Source organism: Acinetobacter uliginosus (genome assembly GCF_044130295.1).
Taxonomy (GTDB): Bacteria; Pseudomonadota; Gammaproteobacteria; order Pseudomonadales; family Moraxellaceae; genus Acinetobacter.
In genome coordinates, this window is record NZ_JBIQOC010000041.1 from 1 (window position 1) to 21,713 (window position 21,713).

The window sequence follows — 21,713 nt, forward strand, 5'->3', positions numbered from 1 at the left end:
AGTACGGTTCAGGGATTACCCGTGGATGAATGGGTTAGAAATTGAAATTGATAACCCATTGGTTCCTATGGAATTGATGCCAGTAAAACCATTAGATTATTATAATTATGACTTTTTAGATCCGAATTGGAAGCCAAAAAGCTTTTGGGGCAGACTATTAGGACGGAAGTGAATTCATAGTAACTATCCAAATGAAAGAAGAATCAGTGTCCTGTATGATAAGAATATGCAATTTATCTAAGAATTATATTGCTGAACAAGCTTTTAAGAATAGGTTTGGGCAATAAAGCCTTTAAATTCTATTACTGAATAAACCCTAAGTGGCCGACTTGGAACAGGAATAAGTGGTAGGGAACGAATAGGAATAGGTGGTAGGTTTATGCAGGAATATGCACAATTGCAAGTTGACGAATTTTAATTGCCGCAGAAAGACCTGCAGGGCCTGCACCAACAATCACTACATCAAACTCCATTGACTCTCGAGTAATATCTTCCATAATCTAAAACCTAAGGTTGTTATACGATAATGATGCTTGCAAAGTGTCCAGACTAATTTAGTAAAACTTTATTTTATAAAGCAAAGAAGTGAACCAAGCCGCTTCCACAAAACAGGTTTCATGATTAAAAAATAGCGGTTAGATCTGTAACAAAATAGAGAATGAGGGATATTACTCTCTATTTCAGACCCAATAACTCAAATATTATTCAAGCTTAACGCAATATTATTGACCATATGAATGAGGCGAGGGCCAATTTCATTTTCCAGCTTTTCCTGATCCAGAATGTAGCTTGGAGCACCACAGTTAAAGGTTAAAATGCCATGTTTAGGGTGAATCAGAGGAACCGCGACAGAATTCACGTCTTTGGTCCAGTCACCGATAGAAAGACAATAGCCATAGTCCTGATAATCGCGAATCGCCCGTTCCAGATTACGCTTAATGGTTGGCCATTGATCTTCATTTCTTTTCTTGATCGCATCAAATAAATATTCACGTTCTTTGACTTCCATCGCAGTCAGGCAGGCACGACCCATAGCACTACTGTGGATAGGCAGGGTAGAGCCAACTGGACGACGCATGGTCAAAGTAGACTCTGTATGAACCACTTCCAGATAAATCATGCTCAGACGATCACGTGTTGCCATGGCGACAGGCGCTTGCGCATAACGTGACATTTCTTCCATAAATGGATAAGCCTGGGTACGGGCTGAAATATTGCTTAGCGCCGCATAACCCAAAGCCAGTACGCCAACATCCAACAGGTATTTGGTCGTATTCGGTAACTGTTTTAGATAACCTAAAGAAACTAGCGTGCTGGTGATCCGGGCAACAGTCGGTTTTGGTAGATTAGTCAGTTGTGCAATTTCCTGGTTACCCAATAATTGATTCGTTGCTGAAAAACATCTTAGGATTTCTAAACCACGTGCAATAGACGCGATAAATTGTGGGTTATTTTCTCTATGAATATGTGAAATCGGATCTAAACGGATCTCATCAAAATTAGGTATTTCGCCAGTTTTATTTTTTGTCATGGTCAGAGCAATTAAAGGTAAATTAATAAATATGATAGCAATTAAATTTCACGATACAAAATACAACACTTCTATTAGTGATAAAAATAAATAAAAAAGTGCTCACTTTATCTGTATTTAAGTCAATTAGCGCTATTCAGCTAAAAACAATGCAAGATTTATAAACATTTAAGACTAGTAATGATCTTTAAGTATCTTTAGAAAATTTAAAGTTCGCCAGATAAAATTTCATGAAAATGGAGCCAATCAAAACGAGAATCATCAGCACGATTTAATTGAAACATTCTTATCTCGCTGCGCTTTTATAGAAGGAATTATGATCTGATTTAAATCATCTAACACTTTTCTAAATCTATTAATAATCTAAAAATTTCGTATTGTGAAATAAAATTGTAACTATAATTTTTAATTAAAGCTAGAAAAATTTGCTTTTTTGCTTAAAAAATAAAATTTTTAATAATTTTTCTTGCTCAAAATGAATTTTTATGATTATTTATTTCGTATTACGAAACTAAAATTAAAGGGTAAAGGAATTTACCCAGATGAACTAAATAACATGGAGATCCCTATGATTCGCGATCCGGAAATGCTTGAGCAACTTCTTTCGACTATTCGTAACTTTGTCAAAAATGAACTAGTCCCTTTAGAACATGGAGTTGAAGAAAGCAACGCGATTCCTGAGCGTATTGTCGAGCAGATGAAAGAATTGGGTCTGTTTGGCCTAACCATTCCAGAGGAATACGGCGGTTTAGGTATCACCATGGAAGAGGAAATTCTGGTCGCAATGGAATTAGGCCGTACATCGGCTGCATTCCGTTCTTTGATCGGGACCAATAACGGGATCGGTTCAAGCGGGATCGTGATTGACGGTACAGAAGAGCAAAAACAGAAATACCTGCCACGTTATGCGACTGGTGAAATCATTGGTTCATTCTGTTTAACTGAGCCAGATTCAGGTTCAGATGCAGCATCTTTAAAAACCAGCGCGGTTAAAGATGGCGATTACTATATTTTAAACGGTACCAAACGTTTTATTACCAATGCACCGCGTGCAACAACATTTACGGTGATGGCGCGTACCAATCCTGATATCAAAGGTGCAAGCGGCATTTCTGCATTCCTGGTAGAAGCGAATACACCGGGCCTAAGTCTGGGCAAAATTGATAAAAAAATGGGTCAACACGGTTCATACACTTGTGACGTGATTTTTGACAACTGTAAAGTTCATAAAGATCAGTTGATCGGTGGTGTTGAAGGCATTGGCTTTAAAACTGCAATGCGTGTCCTAGATAAAGGCCGTCTGCACATTGCTGGCTATAGCGTAGGTATGGCAGAGCGTATGCTGGAAGATGCTTTAAATTATGCAGTGGAACGTAAGCAGTTCGGTCAACCGATTGCGAATTTCCAGCTTATCCAAGGCATGCTGGCAGACTCTAAAGCTGAGATTTATGCAGCGAAATGTATGGTTCTTGATGCTGCTCGTCTGCGTGACGAAGGCAAGAATGTGACCACTGAATCTTCATGCGCGAAAATGTTTGCCACTGAAATGTGTGGCCGTGTAGCGGATCGCTGTCTGCAAATTCATGGTGGCGCAGGCTATATCAGTGAATATTCAATTGAACGTTTCTACCGTGATGTGCGTTTATTCCGTCTGTATGAAGGTACAACTCAAATCCAGCAAATCATCATTGCACGTGAAATGATTAAACAAGCGACCGCTTAAGCAGCAGATTTTAGAATATTGGAAATATTAAAATGAGCACAAGAATTAGATTTGACTGGCAAGATCCATTTTTACTGGAACAGCAACTGACTGAAGAAGAGCGCATGATCCGTGACAGCGCACATGCATACTGTCAGGACAAGCTGATGCCACGCGTATTAGAACAGTTCCGTCATGAAAAAACTGATCCAACCATTTTCCGTGAAATGGGTGAACTCGGTCTGTTGGGTCCAACCATTCCTGAGCAATACGGCGGTGCCGGCTTAAATTATGTCAGCTATGGTCTGATTGCCCGTGAAGTAGAACGTGTGGATTCAGGTTATCGTTCTATGGCCAGTGTGCAAAGTTCTCTTGTGATGGTGCCAATCAATGAATTTGGTTCTGAAGAACAGAAACAGAAATATTTGCCAAAACTGGCGACCGGTGAATATATCGGTTGTTTCGGTCTGACTGAACCAGATCATGGTTCTGATCCGGGCAGCATGATTACTCGTGCCAAAAAAGTCGATGGTGGTTACCGTCTGACGGGCGCGAAAATGTGGATTACCAACAGTCCGATTGCTGATGTCTTTGTGGTTTGGGCAAAAGAAGTGTCTCCTGAAGGCAATGTCGGTGATATTCGCGGCTTTATTTTAGAAAAAGGCTGGGAAGGGCTTTCTGCACCAGCGATTCACGGTAAGGTTGGCCTGCGTGCTTCGATCACCGGTGAAATCGTGATGGACAATGTTTTTGTACCAGAAGAAAATGCATTCCCGGAAATCCGTGGTTTGAAAGGTCCATTTACCTGTCTGAACAGTGCCCGTTATGGCATTGCCTGGGGTGCGATGGGTGCAGCTGAATTCTGTTGGCATACAGCGCATCAATACACCATGGACCGTAAACAGTTCGGTCGTCCATTGGCTGCGAATCAGCTGATCCAGAAAAAACTGGCGGATATGCAAACTGAAATTGCGTTGGGTCTGCAAGTGGCTTTACGTTTTGGCCGTATGAAAGACGAAGGCATTGCTTCAGTAGAAGGTACTTCACTGATCAAGCGTAATAACTGTGGTAAAGCCTTAGATATTGCCCGTTTAGCGCGAGACATGATGGGCGGTAACGGCATTTCTGATGAATTCGGTGTGGCACGTCATCTGGTGAACCTGGAAGTGGTCAACACTTATGAAGGTACACATGATGTACACGCCTTAATTCTAGGACGTGCTCAAACAGGTATTGCTGCATTTTCCAACTAAATGCAGATCAACTTCTAGCCAGCATTGCTGGCTAGTTTGTTTTGGCTGACTTTAATTAAAATCAGCCAATCCAGTTCTGGGATAGATATTAAAAATCTAGTCAGATTCAGAATTAAAGATCAATTAAACATTCTATGTTTCATTTAATTAATTAGGTGAACCATAAACTTCTAAAGGGCACAGGAGTGCCAGCAAAGTGTAAAGGACATTATGAATACGCTTAATTCACAACAAAACCTTCTACCAGAAGAAAATATGCCTAAGAAAAAGGTCTGGATTCTGGCTTTTATCTTTTCATTTTTAGCATTATTGGTAGATGGTGCAGATCTTGCACTATTAGCCTACAGTCTAACCAGCCTCAAACAAGAATTTTCTTTAAGTAGTATTCAGGCAGGTGCACTCGGTAGCTGGACACTTGCTGGTATGGCCATTGGTGGCTTTTTTGGTGGCTGGGCTTGTGACCGCTTCGGACGAGTGCGGGTGATTGTGATTGCGATTGTCTTGTTTTCTTCACTCACCTTCTGGCTAGGTTTTACTCAAAGTTATGATGAGTTTAAGTGGTTAAGATTCTTCTCATCTATTGGTTTAGGGGCTTTATATATTGCCTGTAATACTCTAATGGCAGAGTATGTGCCAACAAAATATCGTTCTACAGTACTTGCTGCTTTAATGACAGGTTGGACACTTGGTTCAGTGGTTGCCACTGTACTTGCAGGATGGCTGCTTCCAGAGCTAGGCTGGCGTTACCTTTATTATATTGCCATTGTTCCGATTGTTCTTGCCATTGGCATGTTCTTCCTGGTACCAGAACCACAAGCCTGGTTAAAAGCCCGTCAAGAAAGATTGGCAGCCAAAGCCAGTGGAGTAGTGCAGGAAAAACCGAAGAATACGTTTAAAATGATTTTTGCCGATGCTTTAAGCCGTCGCATGTTCATCCTCTGGTCATTTAGTACCGCATTCTTACAGTTTGGTTATTACGGCGTAAGTAACTGGTTACCGGCTTATCTGGAATCAGATCTCGGTATTAAATTTAAAGAAATGACCACCTATATGATTGGGACCTTCCTGATCATGATGTGTACTAAAGTGATCGCGGGCATTATTGCGGATAAAATTGGTCGTCGTGCAGTATTTGCTTTCGGTACCATGGGCACTGCAATCTTTATTCCAATTATTGTCTTTGGCAACACACCGGACAATATCTTATGGCTAATGCTGTTTTTCGGATTCCTTTACGGTATTCCATATGGCATTAACGCGACTTATATGACTGAAAGTTTTTCTACTAAAGTCCGTGGTACAGCAACAGGTGGCGCTTATAACATTGGCCGTCTAGGCGCAGTATTGGCACCTTTAACCATCGGTTATTTTGCACAAGGTGGCTCAATTGGTACAGGTCTACTCATCATGAGTGTGGCTTATTTTATTTGTGGGTTGATCCCGGCGATTTTCATTAAAAACCGTTTGTTTGACCCACAAAAAGCTGACTAATTGATTAATCAAACATTTTATAAAGACAGGAAGATGCTAGGAAGCAATTAAATGAATAAAATCACACAGGATATCGAAACCATACTCAAGCAGATTCCAGATGGTGCGCATATTATGACTAGTGGCTTCGGTCTGGCAGGACAGCCAATCGAACTGATTGAAGCCCTGATTGATATTGGTCCTAAAGATCTGACGATTATTAATAATAATGCTGCTTCTGGTGACCGTGGCCTAACCAACCTGTTATTGTCAGGACTAGTGAAGAAAATGATCTGTTCATTTCCTCGTGCCAATAATTCCAAGGTGTTTGAAGAACTGTATAAAGCTGGAAAGGTTGAACTAGAGTTGGTACCACAAGGCAACTTGGCTTGCCGTATCCAGGCAGCGGGTGCTGGTCTGGGCGCTATTTTTACACCTACAGGTTTTGGAACCAAGATTGCTGAAGGTAAAGAAACACGTCATATCAATGGCAAAGACTATGTGCTGGAATATCCAATTCATGCGGACTATGCCTTAATTTATGGCAATCAGGCTGATCAATGGGGCAACTTAACCTATCGTAAAGCAGCGCGAAACTTTGGCCCATTAATGGCAAAAGCAGCCAAAACCACGATTGCTCAGGTACATGAAATTGTGGAGCTAGGCGAGCTTGATCCAGAGATTATCGTGACGCCGGGTATTTTTGTGCAGCATGTGGTGAAGGTAGGAGATATCAAATAATGACAATTCAAAAACGTACACGTGAACAGATTGTAGAAAAAGTTGCACAGGATATTCCAACTGGTTCTTATGTGAATTTAGGTATTGGCTTACCAACACGCGTTGCCGGTTATTTAAAACCTGAACAGGATATTGTCCTGCATTCTGAAAATGGCGTTTTGGGTTTTACTGCTTTAACCGACCCTGAAATCGCTGATGATGATCTGATTAATGCCGGTAAAGAACTGGTCAGCATGCTGGATGGTGGGAGTTTTATGAACTCTGCAGATTCCTTCGATATTATGCGTGGCGGCCATTTAGATTTCTGTATTATGGGCGCCTTTCAGGTTGCTGTGAACGGTGATCTCGCTAACTGGCATACCGGTGCACTGGATGCAGTTCCAGCGGTGGGTGGGGCGATGGATCTGGCGGTTGGTGCTCGCTGTGTCTATGTTTGCATGGAACATGTCACTAAAAATGGCGAACCGCGAATTGTGGAAGAGCTGACTTATCCAATTACTGGTAAAAACTGCGTTGACCGTATTTATACCGATTTGTGCATTATTGAATTAAAAGACAATCAGGCTTGGGTGCTAGAAATGGTGGATGGCTTGAGTTTTGAGGAACTTCAGCAACAGACCGGTTGCAAGTTGCTCGATGGCCGTGCAGCTGAACAGTTAAAAGCATCAGTATAATTTTCTAAATCATTTAAATATGGTTAAAAATCGCAGCTTAGACTGCGATTTTTTATGCTATATTTTCGTGATTAGTTACATATTCTAAAAGTGTACATTTTTACTTTGGAGAAACCGGACTTTCTATTTGGGGCTTACAACTAAATTTCGCATAATCGCCATTATATTAAATGGAAGATGATTTGGTGGAAATTTCTATTATTTCTTACAGTAATGAATGATGATAAGAGAATAAATTAATATTCATATGATGAGGTAACAGGTGTCTAAGAAAAACATTCAATGGAATCAAGAAAAATCAATTAAAAACGCCATTACAGATATGCAAAATGAGTTGAATAATCTGATGTCAGACAAACAACACAATACTTTTTTTAGAAACTCAATTCAGCAACTAGAAAGTTGGGATGATTTTATTGATTCCTTCTTTAAAAAATTTAAATTAGGTAAGCATTATTCTCGAAAAACTGTAGAGTTAAAATTTTCTCAAATTTTTAATCATCCTGAACTTAAAGATATCGTTGCTAATTCACCAACTATCGCAAAAGAATTAATAGCTCTTGGAAGTGAACTAGCCTCTACAGTGGATCAAGAAAAAACATTTATATTTAAAACAAGACTAATTCAAACTGATCAACTCTATAACTTTGATAATATTACAATTTGTAATGGGAAAGAAAAGAATGAAAATGGTGAAAGTATTCGAGAACAATGTCTAATCTTTCTCAAAAATTTACATAAAAATTCATCTGATGAATCGGATAAGGTAGTAGATGAATTTATTAATTTTATAAATGAGACTACTGAAGAAACTATAATTATTATTAAGGAAACTGGTGATGATATTTTGTCTAAATCAAAAGCTTTGGATGCTGCTAGAACTTTCCTAAATGAGGTAGCTTTTTTTGCAGATATTTCTCATTTTTATAAAACATTGCCTAGTTTAGAAATAGATAAACCAAATAAGTCTAATTTCATTAAAATAAATGAACATATGCAAAGAATTAGTTATGGGACAGTAGAAAACGAAATAGTGCGTCCAATTTTATTTACACTTAACGAAAACTTTGAGACTCAAAACACGAGTATTCATAAATTTTCAGTTATGCTAAAAGAATACGATTTTCCCATTTATAAAAAAGCTGAAAGCAATCCATTGTTAAGTAAAGTTTCTATTGCAATAAATTGGTATGCTAAAGCTCAAAGATCTTTAGATGAGCATACAAAGTTCTTATTTTGTTGCATTGGATTAGAAGCTTTATTTTCACAAAAGGGCGCTCCTGTTGCGGAAACACTCTCAGACAATTGTGCGCTGTTATTAGGACGTAATCTGGAAAGTCGTATCAACATTAAAAAGGATGTTAAACGATTATATGATAGTAGATCAGGAATAGCACATGGAAGAAAACCAGAGATATTGGAACATGATTTGAAATTGGTTTTCCATATTTTGGCAAGTTCTATTGTTGAAATGATTAAGTTATCAAAATATAAAAGTATTGCTCTAGATAATGAAGTTTCTCTATATTTTGAAAGACAAAAAATGGATTCAAGTTCTTTTGATACTCTTTAAAGGTAGTACCGCTCAATGAGCAATAAGGTGATATCTATTTTTTAGAAACCTTAAAATTAACATAATACACGTTATATGAAAATATTTTTTATTTTTATAAATCATATATTTAATTTATAAAAAAGCCCAATCATCACAGATTGGGTTTTTTTATGATTTTTCATGTTTCATACTCAATAAATAAGCAATGTTCCACAGATTTATGTAGTCTCATTTAACCCTAAAGCAGAAAAAATGTCAGATAAAATAAGAATAGATATCCAGGTAATTATAGTTTAGGAACATTCTTTATTTAGGAGAAAAAGAATTCAATACTTGGCCTGAAAATGATGCTGGCAGGAGTGAGTTCTTTTTAAACTGGATAACAGCCCTAAATTTCACAGCAAAGAATTCAAAATAGAAATGCAGAGATAATATGTCATGTACTGCGCACCCAATCTCATATTTTATGAGTGCGCAATATATGTGCTTAGATTGATTAGGATTGGGACTGGATATTGACCAGATTGCGTTCGCGGCTTAGGTCATAGCGGTTAATACTAAAGATGAGCAAGGCAAAGACAAAGCCTAATGCAACGCAGGCTGACCAACCATACATTTTCCATAGGTTGAGTGATAGAAATGCACCAATCCCAGCACCTGAGAAGTAACAGGTCATATAGATTGCATTAATACGGGAGCGAGCCTGCACCGAGATCCGATATACCAGATTCTGATTTAACACATGTAGCGAAGAAATCCCGAAATATGCAGGAATTAATCCAATGATATATATCCATAAATAGCTTTGTGCAAAAAATAGCGGAATCCAGGCCAGAATTAATCCTGTGGTAGCAAGTTGCGCAACCCATTTTTCCCGATGTCGGCCTATCATTTTACCGGTCCATTGTGATGACCAGATACCAACTACACCAACAATACCCATTAATCCAATCTGGAAATCATTAAAATGATAGGGTGCTTCCGCCAGCACAAAAGTCATGGTGGTAAATATAATACTCAGCATACCAAAACCCAGACTGCCAATGATGCTGCGTCGAATCAGCATCGGTTCGGTTTTGGCAAAGGTAAATAATGAGCGATAAATCTGCAAGATGCTCATTTGTAGCTGGCTTTTCGCTTTAGGTAACTGATACCACATCGCGATACTGAGTAAGAGAATAGAACAGCCACTCAACAGGTATACGGCGTGCCAGGACCATAGGGTAGAAATCAGTCCTGATATAGTTCGGGCAAACAGGATACCGACCAACACACCACTCATCAGCAGACCGACCACTTCAGCACTTTTTTCTCGTTGAGAGAGGTTGGCGGCAAAAGGAATCAGAATCTGGGTGGTAATGGAACAGAAAGAGGCGAGCAGGGTAAAACCATAGAGCATATTAAGATTGGTACTGGCAGAAAGTCCGATCAGCGCCAGTCCGGTACATAGCATGAGGCTGCAAATATAGAGACGTTTTTCAAATAAATCGCCTAAAGGCACAAATAAAAATAACCCAGTAGCATAACCAATCTGGGTTAAAACAACAGTCCAGCCAGACTGGGCTACACTGATATGCAAATCTTCTGCAATAGAATAAATTAATGGTTGGTTAAAATAATTACAACCCGCGCAAAGTGCGCAGGTCATAGCCATCATAAACATAAATTTTCTTGAAATTTGCCCTTGGGCTGACATCCTTGTCTCCTGAGGCTTTAGAAACTATAAGTCGCTGATAAATTCACGCGAGAAACATCCGCTTCTTGATTATCAAAAGTTTCACGCTTGCCTTGATGATATTCAGCACCCAGATTGATATTTGGCACTGGAGAATAAATCACGTTTGCTACGTAATCCGTTAAACGCTTATTGGTTTCAGGATTCGCACGTGCATAATCGCTGGAATCATCAAAATCAACAATACTGGCATTAATACTACTACGTAGCTTCGGAGTAAATTTATGTGTAAAGCCGATATTTAGACTATTAAACTCATTCAGTAAAAGTTCATTGTTCGTTGGATCGACAGAATAGTCTCCACCCAAAGCTGAACCATCAGCAGTTGAACCTTGGATTAGAAAGGCTGCAATACGTTGGTCACCGACCATATGGAAATAGTTCCCCTGAATCGAGTTTTGATCATCAAAACGGTAGCGGCCACCTAGACCCACACCCCAACCTACTTTGTCGATATCACCTGTATCTGTCTGTGCTTGTTTTTGATTGACAAAACCTTGAGCTAATAGGTGTACTGGACCAGACTGATGCACAAACTTTGTGGTTAATGCAGGGAAGGCAGAAGAGCGGTCACCGCCGGCCATATATTCCAAACCTACATTCCAGGTATTTTCTGGATCAAGTTTAAAAGCATAGCTGACTTGAGGGGTACGTAATATCGAACCGCCTAGAAACAAACTGTAATCTACAGCTTCGGTGCTAATTTCAGGGGTAGACATCAGTGACCACGCCTGACCAAATGTCCAGTTATAGTATTTTAAGTGGGCATGACGAACTCGTAATCCACCATCGCCTTTACCATTATTGGTCCAGAAGTCCGCCTCTAAACGGGCTGAAACATTTGGATTGCCACCTAGATCTTTTGCTAGGAAACCGATACGGCTGGCTGCTGCAGTAAAATCGGAACGGGTAGAGTCAGGTTCAGTAAAAGGCACTTTATTGATCTGATTAATGGTACGGCCACGTTCTTTAGGAGTACTCTTAAAATCAATGGCACCATCAAGACGGATCAAACCATAGACGTCGACATTGTCCACTAACGATTTCAAAGCTTTGGAGTCTTGAGTTTTGGCTTGTTCCTGCTGGTCTTTTAATGCAAGTTGTGCAGCTTTTTGTTGTTCAAGTTCGGCTTGTATCTGCTTTAACTGTGATTCTAAGAATTGCATGCGGTCTTCAGAAGCTTCTGCTGAAAATGCCTGTGCTGAAGCAATACCACATAATGTCGCTAAAACTAATTTTTTCATTTCTTAATCCCTAAAGAAATATTCTGATATCTAAGAAGGAAAATCTTTCCTTAATGTTGCTCTTATTACGTAATGCAGAGTTTTTGACTTTTAAATAGTGAATACGCGATTTGTTCAACCCGACACATCCTGTTCAGGTCAAAGCATATGGATTCGATATTAAAGTCATGAAATTTGGATTCAGGAGAGCTGTTTATTTACAGCTCTCCTGAGTTAAAACTTATTCAGCTTTTTGCGGATCGTATAAACGGTCTTTAATAAACAGGGCAGGAATCAAACCGCATAAGAAGTATGCTGCACCCATCACCAATAGACCTGTACCGATCGAACCATGCATCGCAAGATAACCAATGGTAATAGGAGCAAAGATTGCACCGATACGACCAATATTGAATGCACCGCCCACTGCTGTACCACGAACACCAGTAGGGAAACTTTCAGTTAGATAGGTTGCATTAATGGCATATGGAATACCGTACAGGAAGCCGAAGATTAGCATCAGTACGCCAATGTTATCGGCATTATGCATATACACCACGACAGGGATAAATAGCGCTGTTCCCATGGTGCCGAAAGCAAAGACAATACGGCGACCAATTTTATCAGCCACATAACCTGCAATGATTTTGGCAAACATCATGGTGATAAAGGTACCTACCATGTATAACGCCATTTCCTTGAATTTAATGCCCAATTCAGCTTCAAGATAACTTGGTAACCAGTTACTTACACCGAAATAGCCAAATAGCAGGAAACCAGAGCTGAAAGACCACAAGATGAACATCTTGCCATGGGTTTTGTCTTTAAGAATGGTGATGTACGGATTACCTTTTTTGGCATCGTTATCCACGATCTGACCAGTTCTTTTCATTTCACGGACACGTTTCCATGACTCAGGTTCTGGCACCATAAAGTGCATCAGGATACCCAAAGCTAATGGAGCAATTGTGATCCAGTACAGCATACGCCAGCCAAACTCAGGAATGATCCAGCCTGAAATCATGGTAATCACCAATGAACCTAAAGTGAAACCAGTCATCAATGTTGCCAGTACAGTAGTACGGTATTTGGTCGGTACGTATTCTGACATCAGGGTATTACAGGCAATATATAAACAGCCTAAACCCAAGCAAGAAAGGGTACGTAAAATTGAAAACTCAGTATAAGACTGGGCAAAACCTGAATAGGCAGACAATATCGAGAAAGCAATAGTTGCTAATACGATGACACGTACGCGACCAAACTTGTCACAGGCCCATCCACCGACAAAGCCACCAATTCCCATACCCAAAAGAGAATAACTTCCCAAGGCACCAGCCTGTACAGAAGTCAGTCCCCATTCCGCTTTCAGACTGGTCAAACTGAAAGCCAGAATACCAATGTCTGCACCGTCACATAGTAAAATCAAAAAAGCAAAGACAAAGGCTGTCATCCACAGGCGTTTAGGTGCCTGTTTGACAGTGCCGTCGGAGGAGACTCCCGTTTTAGTTTCCTCAGCTACGATGGTATCGCTTGTCATTCTTATATCCTCTATAAATTAAAAGTAGCATTTCCTCTGCTACCGCTAAATCCATTTTTCTTCCTCTCGGAAAAGTGTTTTTCCTGATCTAAAGTGTCTGTTCTTGTTCGGTTCAGCCAACTCAACAATCAGGTTAAATCTGATTTTTCAGTCCTATACGGGTAAAAAATCATTGAACGACGAAGTATCTTTATTACGTAAATTAATTTTTAGTTTCGCTATAAGGCTAATAATTGCTTAAATGAACAGCCAAATTTAACTTTAAATAATTAATTCCGTATTGCGAAATCAATTAATCATAAAATAACCAACTGAACAAGAGTTTTTACTCTATTTTTAGTAAAAAATAACTTTTTTGAATTTTGGAGTTAAAAATCCTTGATTTATACACTTAGAAACCGTAGTTTTATATAAAATAAAATTTCGCTATACAAAATAAATGGAGATTTTTGATGGAACAGGTAGTTCAAGTAGAGCAAATCTCGACACATGTGGCGATGGTCAAGATCCATCGACCAGAAGCTAAAAATGCCCTGAATACAGAAGTGCGTCAGAAACTGGCTGCGGCTTTTCTGCAATTGAATGACGATGAAAATATCCGTGCCATTATTCTTACTGGTGGTGAAACTGACTTCGCTGCAGGTGCTGACCTTAAAGAATTAGCCAATGCTGAAACGATCCAGATGATGCAACGTCGTACTGAGCGTTACTGGCAAGCCATTGCACAGTGTTCAAAGCCGGTGATTGCAGCAGTAAACGGTTATGCATTGGGCGGTGGTTGTGAACTGGCAATGCATGCAGACATTATTATTGCCGGAAAAAGTGCCCAGTTCGGTCAGCCTGAAGTCAAAGTAGGGGTAATGCCGGGTGCTGGTGGTACACAGCGTTTATTCCGTGCTGTAGGTAAATTCCATGCGATGCGTATCATCATGACGGGTTGTCTGGTACCTGCACCAGAAGCGTATCAGATTGGTCTGGTGTCTCAAGTAACGGAAGATAGCGAAACCCTTGCAACAGCGATCAAAATGGCTGAAGGTCTGGCAAAAATGCCGCCAATCGCGCTTGAACAAATCAAGGAAGTGGCTTTACTGGCTGAAGATGTGCCACTCAATGCTGGACTGATGCTGGAACGTAAATCTTTCCAGATGCTGTTCTCTTCAGAAGATCAAAAAGAAGGTATGCAAGCCTTTATCGAAAAACGTAAACCAAATTATCAGGGACGATAAGCATGAGCATTCAAATTCAGAAAATCGGTATTATTGGCGTAGGTACCATGGGTGCGGGCATTGCCCAGATCGCAATTCAATCTGGCCATGATGTCGTGTTGTTTGATGCCAAAGCGGGTGCTGCTGAACAGGCACAGGAAAAGCTGGCTAAAACATTAAATACCTTAGCGGATAAAGGCAAATTTAGCCATGAAAAAGCCGCTGAAGATCTTGCTCATTTATCCATTGCCCAGCAGATCGAAGACCTGAAAGATTGCGATTTAATCGTTGAAGCGATTATTGAAAATCTGGAAATCAAACAAAAGCTGATGCAGCAACTTGAAGGCATTGTGAAGCCGGAAGCAATTCTGGCATCCAATACATCTTCACTGTCAATCAGTGCAATTGCTGCCAATTGCAGCCAGCCGGAACGCGTTGCTGGTTATCACTTCTTTAACCCGGTTCCACTGATGAAAGTGGTTGAGGTCATTGAAGGCTTTAATACCCATGCTGATATTGTGGATGCGCTCACTCAGTTATCTACGAAAATGGGACATCGTCCGGTAAAAGCCAAAGACACCCCAGGATTTATCATTAACCATGCAGGTCGTGCCTTTGGTAGTGAAGCCTATGCAATTCTGAATGAAAATGTCACTCCATTTTATGACATTGACCGCATCTATCGTGACGGGATCGGTTTCAAAATGGGACCATTCGAGTTAGGCGATCTGACCGGGATGGATGTATCTCATCCAGTGAGCGAATCGATCTATCACCAATATTATGAAGAAGCGCGTTACCGCCCAAGCGTGATTACCCGCCAGCGTTTTATTGCTAAACAGCTAGGTCGTAAAACTGGTAAAGGTTTTTATGATTACACTTCAGGTAGCAAAGTAGGTGATGTGGCTCCAACACTGGTTGAAAAGCTGGATCAATATCCATTGGTTTGGCTAGGTACAGAATATAGCGAAGACCGTCAGGCGCTTGAGCAATATCTGCAGCTGTTCAACATCCAGATCGAGCAGACTGAAACACCTTCAGCAGATGCTTTAATTCTGATTGCGACTTATGGTGAAGATGCAACTTCAGCCGCAGTCCGCTATCAGGTGTCTCCGCAGCAAGTAGTCTGTATTGATCTGCTTTACGGTCTGAATAAACACCGTACTTTAATGCCAACGTTTGTGACCAAAGCTGAACTGGTAACCGCAGCACAATCGATTTTCAATCTGGATGGTGTGACTGCGAGCACAATTCAGGAAAGCGTCGGCTTTGTGGCTCAGCGTGCTTTGGCCATGATCGTGAATCTTGGCTGTGATATTGCCCAGCAAGGTGTTGCCACTGTAGAAGACATTAATATTGCCGTGAAATTAGGCCTTGGTTATCCATACGGCCCAATTGAATGGGGCGATGTATTAGGTGCTGAAAAAATCCTGAAAATTCTGGATCGTATGACTGCGATTACTCGTGACCAGCGTTACCGCCCAAGTCCTTGGTTGCGCCGCCGCGTTCAGCTCGGTTTAGCTCTTGTTCATACTACACATTAATTAAAAAGTTAAAGGAATAACACTCATGTTAAATGCCTATATTTATGATGGTTTACGTTCACCAATCGGTCGCCATGCAGGAAGTCTGGCAAGCGTACGTCCAGATGATCTGGCAGCGACTGTCATTAAAAACCTGCTGGAAAAAACCGGTATTCCAGCAGCTGACGTAGAAGATGTGATCTTTGGCAGCACGAATCAGGCCGGTGAAGACAGCCGTAACGTGGCTCGTTTTGCGGCACTGCTTGCAGGTATGCCAGTGACAGTTCCGGGTCAAACGGTAAACCGTCTTTGTGCTTCAGGCTTGGGTGCTGTGATTGATTCAGCACGTGCCATTACCGCAGGTGAAGGTGAGCTGTATATTGCAGGTGGTGTAGAAAGCATGACGCGTGCACCATTTGTAATGGCTAAAGCTGAAAGCGCGTATTCACGTGATGCCAAAATCTATGACACCACGATTGGTACACGTTTCCCGAACCGTAAATTTACCGACCAGTTTGGCGCGCACAGCATGCCAGAAACAGGTGATAACGTCGCTGAAGAGTTTGGCATTACGCGTGAACAGGCAGATACTTTTGCTGCTGCATCACAAGCGAAATATCAAGCTGCAAAAGAAGCAGGTTTCTTTGAAGGTGAAATTACCCCGATTGAAGTTTCACAAGGGCGTAAATTACCGCCTAAATTAGTGACTGAAGATGAACATCCACGTCCATCTTCGACATTTGAAGCATTATCCAAGTTAAAACCGCTTTTCGAAGGTGGTGTTGTGACTGCAGGTAATGCATCAGGTATCAATGACGGCGCTGCAGCACTGATTATCGGCAGTGAAAAAGTTCAGGAACAGTATGGCTTAAAACCTTTAGCTCGTATTCTGTCTTCTGCAGCCGCTGGCATTGAGCCACGCATCATGGGTGCGGGCCCAATTGAAGCAATCAAAAAAGCTGTAAAACGTGCAGGTTTGACGCTAGATGATATGGACATTATCGAGATCAATGAAGCATTTGCCAGCCAGGTGTTATCTTGCCTGAAAGGTCTGGATGTGGCTTTTGATGATCCGCGTGTCAACCCAAATGGTGGTGGCATTGCGATTGGCCATCCACTAGGCTGTTCAGGTGCGCGTTTGGCTTTAACTGTTGCGCGTCAATTACAGCGTACTGGTAAAAAATATGCCGTGATCAGCCTGTGTATCGGTCTGGGTCAAGGCCTGGCGATGGTGATTGAAAACCCTGAAGCTGCATAACAGCTTTAGTTATCGTATTAATGCCATGTATAGATGATATGCATGGCATTTTTTATTGGGCTATTTATATAGAAATACAAATCCCTGCAAATGCAGGGAATGTTTAAATCAGCGTAAGGATTATTTACGGCCAGTAACCAATAAAGTTGCTGAACCAAAGGCATAAATTTTACCGTCTTTATCTACAATTCGGCCTTCTGAAGTCAACACATTGCGTCCAATCCGGATCACTTCGCCAATCGCAGTATAAGTTTCGCTATTTTTCATGGCTTTGAGCATTTTGACATTCAGGTCAATAGTGGAAAAACTCACGCCCGCATCAACTGTAGTATGAACTGCTGCACCGGTTACGCTGTCTAGAACCGTGGCGCAGAATCCACCATGAATGCCGCCTTGCAGGTTGAAATGACGTTCATCTGGATAAACTTCATATTCCACATAGTTTTCACGGACTACACTGAGTTTCATGGGAATGAGTTGTCCCATCGCTGAGCCAGGTAATTCGCCATTTTTAATTGCAGTTAGATATTCAAGTCCATTCATTTGAGCTGTAGTCATATAGCTTCCCTTTAATAAAATATTTCGCTTTATGAAATAATATTCTGTTTTTCTAAAATTATGATATAACAGATAGTGATCGAAATGCTATATTTTTCCAGGATGGAATGATGACAATAAAAAATCTCGTCACAGCTGCTGAATGGCAGGCACGCTGTGAACTGACTGCGCTTTATCGCATTATTGCGCATTATCGGATGACTGACCTGATTGATACCCACATCAGCCTAAGAGTCCCAGATCAACCAGACTGCTTTCTGATTAATCAATATGGTGTCGCATTTGAAAAAATGCGTGCCTCAACGCTGGTGAAGATTAATCATGAAGGGCAGGTGGTAGAAAGCTATGAACAAGACAAGCCAGTCAATATGGCAGGCTTTGTGATTCATTCTGCAATTCATGACGCGCATCCTCATCTGAACTGTGTCATTCATACGCATACCGCGGATGGAATTGCCGTCTCTGCTCAGAAACACGGGCTTCTTCCAATTTCCCAACACGCCATGAAATTTTATCAGCATGTGGCCTATCACGAATACGAAGGCGTTGCACTCTCAACAGATGAGCAGGAGCGCCTGATTCAGGACTTGGGCGACCATCGTGCCATGATTTTAAGAAATCATGGACTATTAACGGCTGGGGAGACCATTGCACGGGCTTTTCATGAAATCTATTTCCTGGAGCGCGCCTGTCAGGCACAGGTGAAAGCCTTAAGCGGCGGTGCTGAATTGCATTATCCAGCAGAAGAAGTCCGAATTAAAACAGCGAAGCAGTTCGCCAGTCCTCTCATTGAACCGATTTTACAGCGTGCCTGGCAGGCCGCTTTGTCCCTGATTGAGCATCAATATACGGAGTATGCATCATGATTGTTATTTCCAGTTCTGTACCGAATATTGAGGCCATTCTACTCAAGTCTTTTCAAAAATATGCGCCAGCTGGTAGTTTCTGTACAGTTGACAGTCCGGAAGCTGAACAGGCAACCACAGTTGCTGCCTGGTTTCCAGATCTGGAAAAAGTGCAGAAGCTGCCAAAGCTTGGCCTGATTCATTCGATTGCTGCTGGGGTAGAACATTTAAACTTAAATGCTGTACGCCCAGATCAAGCCGTTTGCCGGGTACTGGATCCACATCACCAAAAGGGCATGTTTGATTATCTGCTTTGGGGCGTGCTGTATTTTCAGCGTTATTTTGACCGCATGATCCAACAGCAAAAGCAGCAGCTGTGGAAGCAGTATCGCCAGAGCTATAGCCATCATATCCAGATCGGGATTATGGGACTGGGGCATATGGGCGGATACGTAGCAGAACGTTTCGCAGACATGGGCTATCAAGTTTCTGGTTGGTCGAATTCCCCAAAAGATATTAATCAAGTTAAAAGTTATGTGGGTCAAGAACAGCTTTCCGAGTTCCTGGCGCAAAGTCAGATTCTGATTAACCTGCTACCCCTTACCGAAGAGAATACTGGGATTCTTTCTGCTGAATTATTTCAGCAACTGCCTGAACAGTCAGCTTTGATTCATGTCGGGCGTGGCCAGCATTTAATCGAGCAGGATTTATTGGATGTACTGGATTCAGGTCATCTACGTGGTGCGATTGTAGATGTCTTTGAGCAGGAGCCATTACCTGCTGACCATCCATTCTGGCAGCACGAAAAAATTGTGGTGACACCACATGTTGCCTCACATGCCCCAATGTCTGTAGTGGTAGAGCAGATACTGGAAAATGACCGCCGCTTAAATCAGGGCCTGGATTTGTGTCATCAGGTGGATGTTAATAAAGGCTATTAATTGTAGAGATACAGATAAAAAAATAAGGAAATTGATGATGTGGGAAATGATTCAAACCCAGATTCAGCAAGGCGTCGCGACTTTAAGTTTTAACCGGCCAGATTCATTGAACAGTTTCAACCGACAAATGCATGAGGAAGTGCAGCAGGTGCTGAAAAGCTGGAATACGAATCCGGATATTCGGGTGATTATGATTCGTGGTAATGGTCGAGCATTTTCAGCGGGACAGGATCTAAAAGAACGTGCTGGGCAGCTCGGTAGTGTGCCGTTGCCTCCCGAAGGCTCTCTAGCCAAATATTATAATCCTTTGATCAACCTGATTCGTAAAAGCCCCAAACCGGTGATTGCGGCAGTAAATGGTGTGGCTGCCGGTGCAGGGGCCAATATCGCACTAGCTTGCGATCTGGTTATTGCCAAGGAAAGTGCCAAATTTATTCAAGCCTTTTCTAAAATTGGCTTAATTCCTGATGCCGGCGGCACCTGGATGTTGCCGCGTTTGATCGGCTATGCACGTGCCATGGCACTGACTTTACTTGGTGAGCCTGTGCATGCCAAAGAAGCGGCTGAAATGGGTATGATCTGGAAAATGATCCCTGATGCAGAATTTGATGCTTATATCGATGAGCTTGCACAGCGACTGGCACGACAGCCGACCTATGCACTGGCCTTAACCAAACAGGCTTTGCAACGCAGTGCTGAAAATAGCATGGATCAGCAACTGGAGCTGGAACAAAACCTGCAATACTTGGCCTTAAGTAGCCAGGACTACAAAGAGGGTGTGCAGGCCTTTGTCGAAAAACGCCCTGCACAATTTACCGGACGCTAAGGAGAGCATTCATGAAAATTCAAACGCGTATCACCGAGCTTTTAGGCATTCGCTATCCGATTATTCAGGGCGGCATGATGTGGGTCGGTACCGCAGAAATGGCCAGTGCAGTCTCCAATGCGGGTGGTTTGGGAACGCTGACGGCATTGACACAACCCACACCTGAAGCGCTGACCAAGGAAATTGCACGTTGCCGTGAAATGACGGATCAGCCTTTTGCGGTCAATTTAACTTTATTACCCGCTGTAAACCCACCGCCGTATGCCGAATATCGTCAGGCCATTATTGAAAGTGGAATCAAGATTGTAGAAACGGCAGGTAACAAGCCACATGAACATATTGAGGCCTTTAAACAGCACGGCATCATTGTGATTCATAAATGTACCTCGGTCAGACATGCACTTTCAGCACAACGAATCGGTGCGGATGTGATCTCGATTGACGGTTTTGAATGTGCCGGCCATCCGGGTGAAGATGATATTCCTGGACTAATCCTGATTCCAGCAGCCGCTGATCAGCTCACTATACCGATTGTAGCGAGTGGTGGTTTTGCGGATGGTCGTGGTCTGGTAGCAGCACTCGCTTTAGGTGCTGAAGGCATCAATATGGGGACACGTTTCTGTGCCACACAAGAAGCGCCAATCCATCCCAACATCAAGCAGTTTTATGTCGACAATGATGAAAGGGCAACGCATCTGCTTTACCGCCAGTTCAGAAATACTGCGCGTGTTGCGAAAAATGCGGTATCTGACCTCGTCGTTAAAATGGGTGAAGATCCAAATCTGGAATTTGAACAGATTCGCCCTTATGTCAGTGGCTTAAAAGGCAAGCTGGCTTTGGAAAATGGCGATGTAGATGCAGGCGTACTGACAGCAGGTCAAGTCATGGGATTGATCCATGATATCCCGACCTGTCAAACGCTGATTGACAATATCATGCAAGAAGCAGAACAGATTGTTCAGCAACGTTTGGCTCAGTTTTTCCCGCGCTAGATCGCTTTATTTTGATCATTTAATAAAAAGCCATTCATTACCGAATGGCTTTTTTATACCAAAGTTTTAATTTTTTAAATGTGATTTTTTATGTCATGACTAGATTTTATCCATGCACTTATATTATATTCGACCTAAAAC

18 protein-coding genes and 1 pseudogene are annotated in these 21,713 nt (G+C 41.7%); 13 read left to right on the forward strand and 6 right to left on the reverse strand.

Features of this window, described 5'->3' with window-relative positions; genetic code table 11:
- Positions 1–395: 395 nt before the first annotated feature.
- Positions 396–497 (reverse strand): annotated as a pseudogene (locus ACE01T_RS08725) (FAD-binding protein); the annotation flags it as partial.
- Between the two features lie 197 nt (positions 498–694).
- Positions 695–1,531: an IclR family transcriptional regulator gene (locus ACE01T_RS08730; RefSeq protein WP_395519109.1), complete on the reverse strand. Its 837-nt coding sequence runs from the start codon at positions 1,529–1,531 to the stop codon at positions 695–697.
- 568 nt (positions 1,532–2,099) lie between these two features.
- Here ACE01T_RS08730 and ACE01T_RS08735 point away from each other — a divergent pair.
- The 6 genes from ACE01T_RS08735 (at position 2,100) to ACE01T_RS08760 (ending at position 8,944) form a co-directional block, all read left to right on the forward strand.
- The gene (locus ACE01T_RS08735) at positions 2,100–3,254 is read left to right on the forward strand and encodes an acyl-CoA dehydrogenase family protein (protein ID WP_395519111.1); all 1,155 of its coding nucleotides are present in this window, start codon (positions 2,100–2,102) and stop codon (positions 3,252–3,254) included.
- A 32-nt stretch (positions 3,255–3,286) separates the two neighbouring features.
- Positions 3,287–4,486 carry an acyl-CoA dehydrogenase gene (locus ACE01T_RS08740; protein WP_005235711.1) on the forward strand — a complete coding sequence of 400 codons (1,200 nt, stop codon included), beginning with the start codon at positions 3,287–3,289 and terminating at the stop codon, positions 4,484–4,486.
- Positions 4,487–4,696: 210 nt separating this feature from the next.
- Entirely contained in the window at positions 4,697–5,977 is a 1,281-nt protein-coding gene (locus ACE01T_RS08745) for an MFS transporter (protein WP_180079258.1), read from the forward strand.
- A 51-nt stretch (positions 5,978–6,028) separates the two neighbouring features.
- Positions 6,029–6,697, forward strand: coding sequence for a 3-oxoacid CoA-transferase subunit A (locus tag ACE01T_RS08750; protein ID WP_180079259.1), 669 nt, complete (start codon positions 6,029–6,031; stop codon positions 6,695–6,697).
- Positions 6,697–7,371, forward strand: coding sequence for a 3-oxoacid CoA-transferase subunit B (locus tag ACE01T_RS08755; RefSeq protein WP_180079260.1), 675 nt, complete (start codon positions 6,697–6,699; stop codon positions 7,369–7,371). The genes ACE01T_RS08750 and ACE01T_RS08755 overlap by 1 nt, the downstream gene beginning before the upstream one ends.
- 262 nt (positions 7,372–7,633) lie before the next feature.
- Positions 7,634–8,944: a HEPN domain-containing protein gene (locus ACE01T_RS08760; RefSeq protein WP_180079261.1), complete on the forward strand. Its 1,311-nt coding sequence runs from the start codon at positions 7,634–7,636 to the stop codon at positions 8,942–8,944.
- Positions 8,945–9,422: 478 nt separating this feature from the next.
- Here ACE01T_RS08760 and ACE01T_RS08765 read toward each other — a convergent pair whose 3' ends face one another.
- From ACE01T_RS08765 to ACE01T_RS08775, 3 genes are all read right to left on the reverse strand, one after another.
- Positions 9,423–10,622: an MFS transporter gene (locus ACE01T_RS08765; RefSeq protein WP_180079262.1), complete on the reverse strand. Its 1,200-nt coding sequence runs from the start codon at positions 10,620–10,622 to the stop codon at positions 9,423–9,425.
- 17 nt (positions 10,623–10,639) lie between these two features.
- Positions 10,640–11,905, reverse strand: coding sequence for a DcaP family trimeric outer membrane transporter (locus tag ACE01T_RS08770; protein WP_180079263.1), 1,266 nt, complete (start codon positions 11,903–11,905; stop codon positions 10,640–10,642).
- Between the two features lie 220 nt (positions 11,906–12,125).
- On the reverse strand, positions 12,126–13,424 hold the full coding sequence (locus ACE01T_RS08775) for an MFS transporter (protein WP_180079264.1): 1,299 nt from the start codon (positions 13,422–13,424) through the stop codon (positions 12,126–12,128).
- A 452-nt stretch (positions 13,425–13,876) separates the two neighbouring features.
- Between ACE01T_RS08775 and ACE01T_RS08780 the strand changes: the two genes are divergently transcribed.
- Genes ACE01T_RS08780 through ACE01T_RS08790 form a run of 3 tightly spaced genes read left to right on the forward strand, consistent with a single transcriptional unit; the run spans position 13,877 to position 17,410 of the window.
- Complete coding sequence (locus ACE01T_RS08780; RefSeq protein ID WP_004785705.1) at positions 13,877–14,650, forward strand: enoyl-CoA hydratase; 774 nt, start codon at positions 13,877–13,879, stop codon at positions 14,648–14,650.
- A 2-nt stretch (positions 14,651–14,652) separates the two neighbouring features.
- A complete protein-coding gene (locus ACE01T_RS08785; RefSeq protein WP_180079265.1) occupies positions 14,653–16,173 on the forward strand; it encodes a 3-hydroxyacyl-CoA dehydrogenase in 1,521 nt (506 codons plus the stop codon).
- 25 nt (positions 16,174–16,198) lie between these two features.
- Complete coding sequence (locus ACE01T_RS08790; RefSeq protein WP_159123593.1) at positions 16,199–17,410, forward strand: 3-oxoadipyl-CoA thiolase; 1,212 nt, start codon at positions 16,199–16,201, stop codon at positions 17,408–17,410.
- A 120-nt stretch (positions 17,411–17,530) separates the two neighbouring features.
- Here ACE01T_RS08790 and ACE01T_RS08795 read toward each other — a convergent pair whose 3' ends face one another.
- Positions 17,531–17,968 carry a PaaI family thioesterase gene (locus ACE01T_RS08795; RefSeq protein ID WP_159123592.1) on the reverse strand — a complete coding sequence of 146 codons (438 nt, stop codon included), beginning with the start codon at positions 17,966–17,968 and terminating at the stop codon, positions 17,531–17,533.
- Between the two features lie 110 nt (positions 17,969–18,078).
- Here ACE01T_RS08795 and ACE01T_RS08800 point away from each other — a divergent pair, with 110 nt between their 5' ends.
- The 4 genes from ACE01T_RS08800 to ACE01T_RS08815 are packed head-to-tail and all read left to right on the forward strand — an operon-like array spanning position 18,079 to position 21,572.
- Entirely contained in the window at positions 18,079–18,834 is a 756-nt protein-coding gene (locus ACE01T_RS08800; RefSeq protein WP_395519112.1) for a class II aldolase/adducin family protein, read from the forward strand.
- On the forward strand, positions 18,831–19,754 hold the full coding sequence (locus ACE01T_RS08805; RefSeq protein ID WP_180079267.1) for a 2-hydroxyacid dehydrogenase: 924 nt from the start codon (positions 18,831–18,833) through the stop codon (positions 19,752–19,754). The genes ACE01T_RS08800 and ACE01T_RS08805 overlap by 4 nt, the downstream gene beginning before the upstream one ends.
- A gap of 37 nt (positions 19,755–19,791) precedes the next feature.
- Entirely contained in the window at positions 19,792–20,580 is a 789-nt protein-coding gene (locus tag ACE01T_RS08810; RefSeq protein ID WP_180079268.1) for an enoyl-CoA hydratase-related protein, read from the forward strand.
- An 11-nt stretch (positions 20,581–20,591) separates the two neighbouring features.
- The gene (locus ACE01T_RS08815; RefSeq protein WP_125278515.1) at positions 20,592–21,572 is read left to right on the forward strand and encodes an NAD(P)H-dependent flavin oxidoreductase; all 981 of its coding nucleotides are present in this window, start codon (positions 20,592–20,594) and stop codon (positions 21,570–21,572) included.
- Positions 21,573–21,713: the final 141 nt, after the last annotated feature.